Source organism: Streptomyces sp. NPDC003456 (genome assembly GCF_042878735.1).
Lineage (GTDB): Bacteria > Actinomycetota > Actinomycetes > Streptomycetales > Streptomycetaceae > Streptomyces.
Genome location: NZ_JBIAOK010000007.1, coordinates 151,384 through 163,822 on the forward strand (window position 1 = coordinate 151,384; position 12,439 = coordinate 163,822).

General features: G+C 70.9%; 10 protein-coding genes and 1 pseudogene. 6 read left to right on the top strand and 5 right to left on the bottom strand.

What is annotated here, in order from left to right; genetic code table 11:
• The first annotated feature begins 83 nt into the window (after positions 1 to 83).
• Complete coding sequence (locus ACFYWG_RS28125; RefSeq protein WP_389204064.1) at positions 84 to 950, top strand: calcium-binding protein; 867 nt, start codon at positions 84 to 86, stop codon at positions 948 to 950.
• Between the two features lie 6 nt (positions 951 to 956).
• Here ACFYWG_RS28125 and ACFYWG_RS28130 read toward each other — a convergent pair whose 3' ends face one another.
• From ACFYWG_RS28130 to ACFYWG_RS28140, 3 genes are all read right to left on the bottom strand, one after another.
• Positions 957 to 3,350: an HAD-IC family P-type ATPase gene (locus ACFYWG_RS28130; RefSeq protein ID WP_389204065.1), complete on the bottom strand. Its 2,394-nt coding sequence runs from the start codon at positions 3,348 to 3,350 to the stop codon at positions 957 to 959.
• Positions 3,351 to 3,483: 133 nt separating this feature from the next.
• Positions 3,484 to 4,329 carry a class I SAM-dependent methyltransferase gene (locus tag ACFYWG_RS28135; protein ID WP_385412559.1) on the bottom strand — a complete coding sequence of 282 codons (846 nt, stop codon included), beginning with the start codon at positions 4,327 to 4,329 and terminating at the stop codon, positions 3,484 to 3,486.
• A gap of 211 nt (positions 4,330 to 4,540) precedes the next feature.
• Positions 4,541 to 4,819: a DUF2530 domain-containing protein gene (locus ACFYWG_RS28140; protein WP_383503268.1), complete on the bottom strand. Its 279-nt coding sequence runs from the start codon at positions 4,817 to 4,819 to the stop codon at positions 4,541 to 4,543.
• A gap of 118 nt (positions 4,820 to 4,937) precedes the next feature.
• On the opposite strand from ACFYWG_RS28140, the gene ACFYWG_RS28145 reads away from it, so the two are divergent.
• A complete protein-coding gene (locus ACFYWG_RS28145; RefSeq protein ID WP_389204066.1) occupies positions 4,938 to 6,389 on the top strand; it encodes an NCS2 family permease in 1,452 nt (483 codons plus the stop codon).
• Here ACFYWG_RS28145 and ACFYWG_RS28150 read toward each other — a convergent pair.
• Positions 6,359 to 6,586, bottom strand: a complete 228-nt coding sequence (locus ACFYWG_RS28150) for a ribbon-helix-helix protein, CopG family (protein ID WP_376326965.1) — start codon at positions 6,584 to 6,586, stop codon at positions 6,359 to 6,361. The two genes, ACFYWG_RS28145 and ACFYWG_RS28150, sit on opposite strands and share 31 nt — an antisense overlap.
• Before the next feature lie 155 nt (positions 6,587 to 6,741).
• On the opposite strand from ACFYWG_RS28150, the gene ACFYWG_RS28155 reads away from it, so the two are divergent.
• From ACFYWG_RS28155 to thpR, 3 genes are all read left to right on the top strand, one after another.
• Positions 6,742 to 7,179 carry a MarR family winged helix-turn-helix transcriptional regulator gene (locus ACFYWG_RS28155; protein ID WP_376326963.1) on the top strand — a complete coding sequence of 146 codons (438 nt, stop codon included), beginning with the start codon at positions 6,742 to 6,744 and terminating at the stop codon, positions 7,177 to 7,179.
• 27 nt (positions 7,180 to 7,206) lie between these two features.
• Positions 7,207 to 8,583: an MFS transporter gene (locus ACFYWG_RS28160; protein WP_383503273.1), complete on the top strand. Its 1,377-nt coding sequence runs from the start codon at positions 7,207 to 7,209 to the stop codon at positions 8,581 to 8,583.
• A 165-nt stretch (positions 8,584 to 8,748) separates the two neighbouring features.
• Positions 8,749 to 9,321: an RNA 2',3'-cyclic phosphodiesterase gene (gene thpR / locus ACFYWG_RS28165; protein ID WP_383503275.1), complete on the top strand. Its 573-nt coding sequence runs from the start codon at positions 8,749 to 8,751 to the stop codon at positions 9,319 to 9,321.
• 301 nt (positions 9,322 to 9,622) lie between these two features.
• On the opposite strand, the pseudogene ACFYWG_RS28170 reads toward thpR, so the two are convergent.
• Positions 9,623 to 10,168 (bottom strand): annotated as a pseudogene (locus tag ACFYWG_RS28170) (aldo/keto reductase); the annotation flags it as partial.
• 116 nt (positions 10,169 to 10,284) lie between these two features.
• Here ACFYWG_RS28170 and ACFYWG_RS28175 point away from each other — a divergent pair.
• Complete coding sequence (locus ACFYWG_RS28175; protein ID WP_389204067.1) at positions 10,285 to 11,934, top strand: recombinase family protein; 1,650 nt, start codon at positions 10,285 to 10,287, stop codon at positions 11,932 to 11,934.
• Positions 11,935 to 12,439 lie beyond the last annotated feature (505 nt).

Sequence of the window (12,439 nt, forward strand, 5' to 3'; positions counted from 1 at the left end):
CACGTGAGTCAACAGACTCCATGATCACTTGGGCCCCGAGAGCCGACGACGAGCACCGGGGCCCCTCTCCACCTGGAGAACGCATGCGCATCCGAGCCACCGTGGCCGCCGTCACCGGCGCCCTGGCCCTCTCCGCCCTCGCCGTCCCGGCCGCCCAGGCCGACGACCAGATCCCGAACCTGGCTTCGCTGGTCCCGTCGACGTCGAAGGCCACGCCGTTCACCGCTGCCGCCCCGGCCGACGAGGTCTACGGCGACACCAAGATCACCAGCGTCACCGTCAACGGCGGCAAGAACATCGTGGTCGGCACGACCGTCCAGAAGGCGTTCACCGTCTCGGTGACGGCCACCGACCCCGAGGGCATCTACGACGCCTACCCGGTCCTGTGGCACGGTGCCGACGTCGACAACCCGGACGGGGTCATCCTCCCGGAGAGCCTGGAGGACGAGCAGGTCGGTTCCTGCACGCACTCCAGCGCCACCACCGCGACCTGCAAGGTGACGCTGATCGCCGACCCGCAGACCAACATCTACGGCAACATCCTCGCCGGCACCTGGAAGGTGTGGGTCGGCGCCATCGGCAACGACGGTGACTACATCATCCGCGACGCCTACAAGACCACCAAGGTGCAGCGCTACTCGAAGCTGACCGTCAACGCCTCGCCCGAGCCGGTGCAGAAGGGGAAGACGATCACCGTCACCGGCAAGCTCTCCCGGGCCAACTGGGACGACAACCAGTACCACGGCTACACCAACCAGTCCGTGAAGCTGCAGTTCCGGAAGGCGGGGTCCAGCACGTACACCACGCTGAAGACCATCACCTCGAACAGCACCGGTGAGCTGAAGACCACCGTCACGGCCTCCACCGACGGCTACTTCCGGTACTCGTTCGCCGGCACGACGACCACCCCGGCCGTCAACGCCACGGGCGACTTCGTCGACGTGCAGTAGCACCGGCTACGCGGGGAAGCGGCGGTCCACCCACCTCCACAGGAGTTCCAGGGCGGCCGCCGCCACCGCCGCGATGCCGACGGCGGTCCACGGCATCGTCATCCCCACCAGCTTCAGCGCGAAGAAGTCCTGCAGCCACGGCACCACCAGCACCAGCAGGAACGCCCCGCCCATCGCGGCGACCAGCGCGACCCGCCACCAGGTGTAGGGCCGGGCGATGATCGCCAGCACCCACATCGAGACGAGGAACAGCGTCAGCGTCGCCGCGCTGGTCTCCGCGTCCAGCGCCCCCGGCCCCGCGTAGTGCCCCCGGGCGAGGAGGTACGTGGCGAAGGTGGCCACCGCCGCGACGACCCCGCCGGGGATCGCGTACCGCATGACCCGCCGGACGAAGTTCGGCTTCGCGCGCTCCTTGTTGGGCGCGAGCGCCAGGAAGAACGCCGGGACGCCGATCGTCAGCGTCGACAGCAGGGTCAGGTGCCGGGGCAGGAACGGGTACTCCACCTGCCAGCACACCACCAGGACGGCCAGCAGCACCGAGTAGACCGTCTTGACGAGGAACAGCGTCGCCACGCGCGTGATGTTGCCGATCACCCGACGGCCCTCGGCGACCACCGACGGCAGGGTCGCGAAGCTGTTGTTCAGCAGCACGATCTGCGCGACCGCCCGGGTCGCCTCCGACCCGGAGCCCATCGCCACGCCGATGTCGGCGTCCTTGAGGGCGAGCACGTCGTTGACGCCGTCGCCGGTCATCGCGACCGTGTGCCCGCGCGCCTGCAGCGCCCCGACCATGTTCCGCTTCTGCTGCGGGGTGACCCGGCCGAACACCGTGCCCTCGTCCAGCGCGTCCGCCATGCCGTCCTGGTCGGCGGGCAGCCGCCGCGCGTCCACCGTGGTCCCGGACAGCCCCAGCTTGGCGGCGACCGCGCCGACCGAGACCGCGTTGTCGCCCGAGATGACCTTGGCCCGCACGTTCTGGTCGGCGAAGTAGCGCAGGGTGTCGGCCGCGTCCGGCCGCAGCCGCTGCTCCAGCACCACCAGGGCGGCCGGCTCGGCGCCCTCGGTCACCCGGGCGTCGTCGAAGGCCCGGCCGACCCGGACGAGCAGCAGCACCCGCAGGCCCTGCTCGTTGAGCCGGCCGGTCTCCGCGAGCGCCGGGTCGTCGTCCGCCAGCAGCACGTCCGGCGCGCCCAGCAGCCACCGCCCGGTGCGTCCGCCGCCCTCCTCGAAGGCGGCGCCGCTGTACTTGCGGGCCGAGGAGAACGGCAGCGCCTCGGTGCAGTGCCAGTCCTCCACGGCCGGGTAGGCGTCGATGATCGCCTTCAGGGAGGCGTTGGGCCGCGGGTCCGACGCGCCGAGGGCGCCGAGCACCTTGCGTACGTAGCTCTCGTCCGCGCCCTGGAGCACGCGCAGTTCGGTGACGTCCATGCCGCCCTCGGTGAGGGTGCCGGTCTTGTCCAGGCAGACGGTGTCGACCCGGGCCAGGCCCTCGATCGCGGGCAGTTCCTGGACCAGGCACTGCTTGCGGCCCAGCCGGACCACGCCGATGGCGAAGGCGACCGAGGTGAGCAGGACCAGGCCCTCGGGGACCATCGGGACGATGCCGCCGACGGTGCGGGCGACGGAGTCGTCGAAGGCGTTCTCCTTCACCACCAGCTGGCTGACGATCAGGCCGATCGCGGTCGGGACCATCATCCAGGTCACGTACTTGAGGATCGTGGAGATGCCCGACCGCAGCTCGGACTGGACGAGCGTGAACCGGGAGGCCTCCTCGGCGAGCTGCGCCGCGTACGCCTCCCGGCCCACCTTGGTGGCCTGGAACGCCCCGCCGCCCGCGACGACGAAGCTGCCGGACATCACCGTGTCGCCGGGGTGCTTGACGACCGGGTCGGCCTCGCCGGTGAGCAGCGACTCGTCGATCTCCAGCCCGTCGGCCTCGACGCACACCCCGTCCACCACGACCTTGTCGCCCGGGCCGATCTCGATCAGGTCGTCCAGGACGATCCCGGAGGTGTGGACCTGGACGGCGGCCCCGTCCCGGCGCACCGTCGGGCGCACCTCGCCGATCAGCGCGAGCGAGTCCAGGGTCTTCTTCGCCCGCCATTCCTGGACGATGCCGATGCCGGTGTTGGCGAGGATCACGAACCCGAACAGGCTGTCCTGGATCGGCGCGACGACCAGCATGATCAGCCACAGCACGCCGATGATCGCGTTGAAGCGGGTGAAGACGTTCGCCCGGACGATGTCCGCGACCGACCGGCTGGAGCGCACCGGCACGTCGTTGACCTGCCCGCGCCGCACGCGTTCGGCGACCTGGGCCGCGGTCAGCCCCGTCTCGCGTGAGGTGATCGTCCCCGGCCGTGCGGAGTCGGCCCGGGCACCCGCGTCGAGATGCGTCATGACTTCGACGGTACGTGCGGTCGTGCCGGTCCACCCGCCGAATGCGGCGAAGATCCGACCTGGGAAGGACCGGCTTCGTACCGTGGTCGTACGGCAGTTGCCCGCCGCCCGCCGGTCCTTCCGCCGCCCGGTCTCAGCCCTGCCGGCGGGCGGTGAACAGCAGGTACTCCCACTCCAGCACCGTCCCGTCCCGCCCGGCCGCCAGGTCGCCGTCGCGGGCCAGGGCCACCAGGTCCCGGTCGAGGGCGGCGGCGCGGTCGGGCTCGCCGGCGATGTTCTTGTAGACGGAGATGGTCGGGCCGTAGCGCTCCTTGAAGTAGTCGCGGAACGCCTCGGGCGTGGGGAAGCGGTCCACCCGGACCGTCCGGCGCTCGGCGCGCACGTCGGTGACCCGGTCGCCGAGCAGCGCGCGCACGTGGTCCTCGTCGCCCCACAGCGGGGGCGGCTGGGCGCCCGGCGGGGGCGGCGGGGCGTAGGGCTTCATCGCGGCGAACATCCGCCCGATGAACCCCTGGGGCGTCCAGCTCAGCAGGCCGAGGGTGCCGCCGGGGCGGCAGACCCGGACCAGTTCGCCGGCGGCCCGCTCGTGGTGCGGGGCGAACATCACGCCGACGCAGGACAGCACGGTGTCGAACTCGGCGTCGCCGAACGGCAGGGCCTCGGCGTCGGCCTCCTGCCAGGTGAGCCGCGCGCCCTGCTTCTCCGCCGCGAGCCGTCCGGCCTCGAACAGCTCGGGGGTCAGGTCGGAGGCGACGACGTCCGCGCCGGCCAGGGCCGCCGGGATCGCGGCGTTGCCGGCTCCGGCCCCGACGTCCAGGACCCTGTGGCCGGGGCCCACCCCGCACGCCTCGACGAGGATCGCCCCCAGCTCGGGGATGACCTCGGCGGCCAGGGACGGGTAGTCGCCCTGGGCCCACATGGCGCGGTGCTTGGCCTTCAGCGCACGGTCGACGTCGGCCGCGCTGTTCTGCGTCGTCATGACTGCGCTCCTCACCGGTCGGGGCGGCGGTGTCGCACCGACGGTCCCCGGCACGCCCGCCGCCTTCCCTCGAGCCTAGGGACGAGCCCGGGGGGTGTCTTCCCGGCGGGCCGAGCAAGAGGGCCTGTTCGGCCGGGAGGCGGCAGGGGCGCGTATCCGGCCGGGGACTGAAGGTGCCTGTTCGGCCGGAGGAGCAGGGGAGTGAAGGTGCCTATTCGGCCGGGGGCGCCGGGGCTGCCGTCCCGTCGGTCGCCGACCGCTTGAGGGCGGCGTCGCGCCTGCGGACGTACCAGATGCCGATGAGGCCCAGCCCGCCGCCGGCCAGGCAGGTCCACACCCACCAGGTGTGGCCGTGGTCGTCGAACCAGCCGTAGAAGGGCAGCTGGACGAGGAAGAGGACGAACCACAGGATCGTGCCGCCGGTGATGGTGGCGACCACGGGGCCCTCCAGGGGCTCCGGCGCCTCGTGTCGGGGGGTCCACTTCGCCATGGGGGACAGCTTACGAGGCGATCACATCTACGCGCGGAGATGGCCGACCCGGGCCTCATATGTTCATACTGAAACGGTTTGTGTCTGACCACTTCTCTTCGTAGGAAAATCCAAACTGATGTCCTCCTCGGCCCCCGCCAAGGTCCCCGCCCCTGATCAGCCGGGAGCCGGGCCCACGTACGGCGCACTCGACCGCTTCTTCCGGATCTCCGAGCGGGGCAGCACCCTGTCCCGCGAGGTCCGCGGCGGTCTCGCCACCTTCTTCGCGATGGCCTACATCATCGTGCTGAACCCGATCATCCTCGGCAGCGCGAAGGACATGTACGGCCACCAGCTCGACAACGGGCAGCTGGTCACCGCCACGGCCCTGACCGCGGCGTTCACCACGCTGCTCATGGGCGTGATCGGCAACGTCCCGATCGCGCTCGCCGCCGGTCTCGGGGTCAACTCGGTCGTCGCCCTGCAGCTCGCCCCGCGCATGTCCTGGCCGGACGCGATGGGCATGGTGGTGCTGGCCGGCTTCGTCGTGATGCTGCTGGTCGCCACGGGTCTGCGCGAGCGCGTGATGAACGCCGTCCCCTACAGCCTGCGCAAGGCGATCTCCATCGGCATCGGCCTGTTCATCATGCTCATCGGCCTGGTGGACGCCGGTTTCGTCTCCCGGATCCCGGACGCCGCGCAGACCACCGTCCCGCTGCAGCTCGGCGCCGTCGGGCACCTCGACGGCTGGCCCGTGCTGGTCTTCGTCCTGGGCGTCCTGCTGACCCTGGCGCTGATCGTCCGCAAGGTCGCGGGCGCGATCCTCATCTCGATCGTCGCCATGACGGTCGTCGCGGTGGTCATCAACGCGGTGGCGAAGGTGCCGAGCTGGGGCCTGACCACGCCCAAGTGGCCCGGCAACCCGGTCGCCAGCCCCGACTTCGGGCTGATCGGCGAGGTCAGCCTGTTCGGCGGGTTCGGCAAGGTCGGTGTGCTGACCGGGGTGCTGTTCGTCTTCACCGTGCTGCTGTCGTGCTTCTTCGACGCGATGGGCACGATCATGGGCGTCTCCGACGAGGCGAAGCTGACCGACGGCGAGGGGCAGATGCCCGGTATCAACAAGGTGCTGTTCGTCGACGGCCTGGCGGTCGCCGCGGGCGGTGCCAGCTCCTCCTCGGCGACGACCGCCTTCGTCGAGTCCACGGCCGGGGTCGGCGAGGGCGCCCGGACGGGCCTGGCCAACGTCGTCACCGGCTCTCTGTTCGCCGTCGCGCTGTTCCTCACGCCGGTCGCCACGATGGTCCCGTCCCAGGCGGCCACCCCCGCCCTGGTCGCGGTGGGCTTCCTGATCCTCGCCGGATCGGTGAAGGAGATCGACTGGGCGGACTACACGATCGCCGTGCCGGCCTTCGTGACGATGCTGATGATGCCGTTCACCTACTCGATCACCAACGGCATCGGCATGGGCTTCATCACCTTCGCGGTGCTGCGGCTCGCGGCGGGCCGGGGCCGCGAGGTGCCGCCCGCCATGTACGTGGTGGCGGCGGTGTTCGCCTTCTACTACCTGATGCCGGCGCTGGGTCTGACCTGATCGCCGTCCTCGGAGCCGGGTGAACCGTAGAACCGCTCCGTCTCCTCGACCGCGGTCCGGAACCGCTGGTCGAAGTCATCCCGAATGAGCGTCCGGACGACATAGTCCTGGACGCTCATTCCTCTTTTCGCGGCATGGTGCCGCAGCCGTTCGAGCAGGTCGCCGTCTATTCGCAGGCTGAGCACGCTGGTCCCCATGCCCATGAGGGTCGCGGCACCGTTCGGGGCGGTGTGTGGCGTTCCGCCACTGGATCACCCGAATGAGTGATCTCGGGGCGTAGTGGCGGGGGTCACGGCCGGAGGGGTGTGTTACCGGTGGTCCTTAGCGAGAGTAATGAGTTAGGCTAAGGAACATGCCGGACCTCAGCCATGGCGACGACGTGGCCGCCGTGAACGCCCTCCGCTCCGCCGTGATGCGGCTCTCCCGCCGTCTCAAGCACCAGCGGGTCGACGAGTCGCTCAGCCCCACCGAGATGTCGGTGCTGGGCACCCTGTCGCTGTGCGGCCGGGCCACCCCGGGCGAGCTCGCCCGCAAGGAACACGTCCAGCCGCCGTCGATGACCCGCATCGTGGCGCTGCTGGAGGCCAAGGGCCTGGTCCGGCTGGAGCCGCACCCCGAGGACCGGCGCCAGAAGGTCGTCACCCGCACCGAGCAGGCCGAGGCGATGCTCCAGGAGAGCCGCGCCAAGCGCAACGCGTTCCTGGCCTCGCTCGCGGAGAACCTCGACGAGGACGAGTGGGCCAGACTGCGCGCCGCCGCCCCCGTGCTGGAGAAGCTCGCGCACCTGTAAGCCGTATGCACCAAGGAGGCGAACCCTTTGAGTTCGGGACCCGGAACAGCTTCCGCCCCCGCACCTGAACCCCACGACTCCCCGCCCGCACCCGAAGCCCCCGTCTCCCGGCCCGCCCGCACGTCCTCGATGTTCTCCTCCCTCAAGGTGCGCAACTACCGCCTGTTCTTCCTGGGGCAGGTCGTCTCCAACATCGGCACCTGGATGCAGCGCATCGCCCAGGACTGGCTGGTGCTCAGCCTCACCGGCTCCTCCGCCGCGGTCGGCATCACGACCGCCCTGCAGTTCCTGCCGATGCTGCTCTTCGGCCTGTACGGCGGTGTCCTCGTCGACCGGCTGCGCAAGCGGCCCACCCTGCTCGTCACCCAGACGGCGATGGGACTCACGGCGATCGTCCTGGCCGTCCTCACGCTCAGCGGCCACGTCCAGGTGTGGCACGTGTACGTCGCCGCCTTCGCGGTCGGCCTCGCCACGGTCGTCGACAACCCCGCCCGGCAGTCCTTCGTCTCCGAGCTGGTCGGCCCCGGCCAGCTGCAGAACGCCGTCAGCCTGAACTCGGCGAACTTCCAGTCCGCCCGCCTGGTCGGCCCGGCCGTCGCGGGCCTGCTGATCACCGGCGTCGGCACCGGGTACGCCTTCCTCTTCAACGGCCTGTCCTTCGTCGCGCCCCTCGCCGGACTGCTGCTGATGCGCGCCCGCGACCTGCACGTCGTCGAGCGCGCCCCGCGCGGCAAGGGGCAGCTGCGGGAGGGCGTCCGCTACGTCACCGCCCGCCCGGAGCTGATCTGGCCGATCGTCCTGGTCGGGTTCGTCGGGACGTTCGCCTTCAACTTCCCCGTGTACCTCTCCGCCTTCGCGGACGACGTCTTCCACGCCGGTGCGGGCGCCTACAGCATGTTCAACACGCTGATGGCCGTCGGCTCCGTCGCCGGCGCGCTGCTCGCGGCGCGGCGGGGCACCGCCCGGCTGCGGCTGCTGATCGTGGCGGCGATGGCCTTCGGCGCCCTGGAGATGCTCGCGGCGACGACCCCCGCGCTGTGGATGTTCGCCCTGCTCATGATCCCGCTGGGGCTGTTCGGCATGACGGTCAACGTCACGACGAACACCGCCATCCAGATGTCCACCGACCCGGCCATGCGCGGCCGGGTCATGGCCCTCTACATGATGATCTTCCTCGGCGGCTCCCCGGTCGGCGCCCCGATCGTCGGCTGGGTCACCGACACCTACGGCGCGCGGGTCGGCCTGGCCGCGGGCGGCGCGGTGGCGGTCCTCGCCGCGGCCGTCATCGGGCTGATCCTGGCCCGCGTCGGCAACCTCCGCCTGTCCGTCGGCTGGCAGCGCGGCCACCCGACGGTCCGCTTCGTCCCCCGGGAGCGCCGGGAGGAGCTGGCCCCGGCGGCGTAGACCCGGTCGGTCCCGGGGGAACGCGCGGGTCTCCCGTACCGGCCCGAGCGCGGTGTGCGCCAGGTCGAGCTCGTCGCCGAAGCCGAGACCCGGCTCGCCCCGGTACGCGCCGCTCTTGACCGGAAGCGCTGGGGCGCGGTGGGCCCGTGGTGCCAGGGTGGGATCATGAGACTCTTCGCGGCCGTGCTGCCCCCCGATGACGTGGTGCGTGAACTCGGTGCCGTGGTCGACGCGTTGCGGCGGCTTCCCGGTGCCGACCGGATGCGCTGGACCGGCCGCCCCGGCTGGCACTTCACCCTCGCCTTCTACGGCGAGGTCGACGACGCCCTCGTGCCGGAGCTGTCGGCGCGGCTGGAGCGGGCCGCGCACCGGACCGCCCCCTTTCCGCTGGCCGTGCGGGGCGGCGGGCAGTTCGGGCACGGCAGGGCCCTGTGGGCCGGGGCCGGGGAGGACGTGGCCGCCCTGCGGCTGCTGGCCGAGCGGGCCGAGGCGGCGGCGCGCAAGGCGGGGGTGCCGATGGGGGAGCACCGGCGGTACAAGGCCCACCTGACCGTGGCGCGCAGCCGTGAGGCGAGGGACGTGCGGCCGTACGTGGACGCCCTCGGGGAGTTCAGCGGCCGGTCCTGGACCGTGGGCGAGCTGGCGCTGGTGCGCAGCCGGCTGCCCGTGTCCGGGGTGCCGGGGGAGCAGCCCCGCTACGAGGCGGTCGGGCGCTGGGCGCTCGGCGGCGCCGGTTAGGCTCGGTGGCGTGGACCCGAAGACCCGCAACCGGATCATGGCCGGTGTGCTCGTGCTGATGTTCCTCGTCGTCGCCCTGACCTCGCTGCTCGGGAGGTAGGCCGGCGGGGAACCGCGGACGCCTGCCCACCGGCGCCGGACCGGTGGACGGCGTCCCGCACGGTTCCCCCGGCGTCCTGCCCCGCGGTCCTGCCGCGCGCCCTGCCGGGCGGCGTCGCCCGGTACCCCGCCCGGTACCCCGCCCGGGGGAGGGACCGCGTGGCCTGCCGGGTGGGGAGGGGCCGCTCGGCTGCCGGGCCGGCTACCAGGCGAAGGCCTCCGGGGAGGGACCCGGACCCGGGAAGATCTCGTCCAGCCCGGCCAGCAGCTCCTCCGACAGCTCCAGCTCGACCGCGCGGACGGCGGACGCGAGCTGCTCGGCGGTGCGCGGGCCGACGATCGGGCCGGTCATGCCGGGACGCGTGAGCAGCCAGGCCAGGGCGGCCTCGCCGGGCTCCACGCCGTGCTTGTCGAGCAGGTCCTCGTAGGCCTGGATCCGGGCGCGCTGCGCGGGGTCGGCGAGCGCGTCGGCCGCCCGGCCGGAGGCCCGGCGCCCGCCCTCGACCTCCTTCTTGAGGACACCCCCGAGCAGGCCGCCGTGCAGCGGTGACCAGGGGATGACCCCGAGACTGTAGTCCCGCGCGGCCGGAACGACCTCCATCTCGGCACGCCGCTCGGCCAGGTTGTACAGGCACTGCTCGCTGACCAGGCCGATGGTCCCGCCGCGCCGGGCGGCGATCTCGTTGGCCTGGGCGATCTTGTAGCCCGGGAAGTTGGACGAACCGGCGTAGAGGTACGGCCCTTGTTCTCGCCCCAGCCGTACACGTTTGCGGTGTTCGAAGATCGATTTCCAAGCCATGATCCGAACCGCATACCGTCACCCCGTGTGCGCGTTGCGTGACGCAGGGGAGAGGGAGAACGAGCATGGCGAGAGTTCTGGGTGTGATCCGTCTGTCGAGGGCGTCGGACGAGACCACATCGCCGGAGCGTCAGCGTCGGTCCATCCAGCGATGGGCCGATCAGGAGGGGCACGTCGTTGTGGGATGGGTCGAGGACATCCACGTGTCCGGCGGGGTAGAGCCGTGGAAGCGTCCGGAGTTCAGCAAGTGGCTTCCCTCGACCATCGGGAAGGAGGTCAGCGCGATCGAGCACCGGATCGCGGTGGAGGAGTCGCGCGTCGACGAGTACGACATCATCTGCGCGCTGAAAATCGACCGTCTCTCGCGACGCGTGCTCCACGTGCACGCCCTCCTGGAGTGGTGCGAGAAGAACGGCAAGAAGGTCGCCACCGTCGAGGACGGGATCGACCTCAACACGCAGATGGGGAAGCTCCTCCTCAGCCTGATCGCGTCCTTCGCGGAAGGGGAGCTCGAAGCCATCAAGGCGCGGGCCAAGTCCTCGTACAACCACCTGGTGAAGGAGGGGCGCTGGCGCGGCGGCCGCACTCCGTACGGATACCGGGAGGCGAAACAGGGGACCGGCGATGGATGGAAGCTCGTGCCGGACGACTACGGGACCGACACGGCCGGGACGCTCCGTGAGATCGTCCGCCGTCTCATCGCGGGCGAGTCGGCGAACAGCATCGCGCAGTGGCTCAACGAGGACGTGTCGAAGACCCCGACGTCACTCGACGCCCAGATGATCCGTAACGGTAAGACCCCGAAGGGAAGCCGCTGGACCGCCGCGAACACGGCCAAGGTCGTACGATCCCGCTGCATCTTGGGGCAGATGGAGGTGTCCGAGGAGGTGATGGTCGACGGGGCGAAGACGACACGACGCCGGGTCGTCCGGGACGTGGACGGCCAGCCCCTCCAGCGCGCGGAGCCTCTGATCACGCACGAGGAGTGGGAGCTGGCCAACAAGAAGCTGGACGAGAACACCAGCAAGCGCAACGGCAACCGCAAAGGTGGGTCGCCCTTGCTCCAGGTCGCGTTCTGCACATGTGGCGAGCCGGCGTATCTCGCCCCCGGCCGTAACTGGCCGTACTACCGCTGCGCCTCCCGTACCACGCACAAGCCGTGTCGCACCGGAAGTAGGGGCATCGCGGCGCACACGCTGGAGGACGCCGTGGGAAAGGCGTTCCTCCTCGCTGCCGGGGACGTCGAGATCGTCCGGAAGGTCTTCCGGCCAGGCGTGGACTACACGCGCGACATCGAGGAGGTGAACCGCGCCCTGTCGGACCTGAGGGAGGACCGCGAGGCGGGCCTCTACTCCAGTGAGCTGGGCAAGCAGGAGTACCGGGAGGCGTACAAGCGGTTGGACGCGCGACGTGAACAGCTCATCGCGCAGCCCACGCGCCCGGACACCTGGGAGGAGATCCCGACAGGGGAGACCTACCGGGAACGGTGGAGCACGCTGTCGACCCAGCACGAAAAGGGCAGGGAGCTACGCGCCGCAGGGGTCAAGGCCGTCATTCATGCCGAGCCGATTCCCGGGATGACTGCCGCGCAGCTCATGGCTCCCGATGGCCATGACGGGATGTGGCATCACCCAGTCGGGAGGGTTCGGGTTCTGATCCCCATGCACTTCAAGCAGCGGCTGCGTAATTTGGCGGCGGTCCACAGCGAAGGCTGACCGACAACCGCATGCGACGAGGAGGACCCTCTGGCCCTCCTGCGCATATGGAGGATGCCCGGCAGGTTGCCGCCGTCGCTCCCGACCGCAAGAGACCGAGTCCACGCCCGGTGCCTTGGGCGACACCAACCTGTGAAGCGCCGTGCCTTCCGCACGGCACCTCCGCGAAGAAGGGAGACACATGTCCCGCCGTCCGGCGGGGTCGCCGGCACACCCTCCTGCGCCTCACAGGGAGGAGCCGCGAACCAGTGGCCATCGGCTTCGATCATGGCCTCCTTGGGGCGGAGTCTCACAGCGCGAACACCAGCGCAAGGCGCCTTGAACACCCGCTGGCCTGAGGTGTGGTTGGCTCTCGACTTGTTCTTGGTTCTCACCTTTTCCAGAAGGGGAAGGGCGCTCTGGTGCCGTGCCGTGCCGTGCCGTGTCCTCAAGACCGTCAACCAGACACCGCTCGTGCAGCTCTGGGCGTCTCCCGGGCCACGCTGTACCGGCACCTCGGAGACGT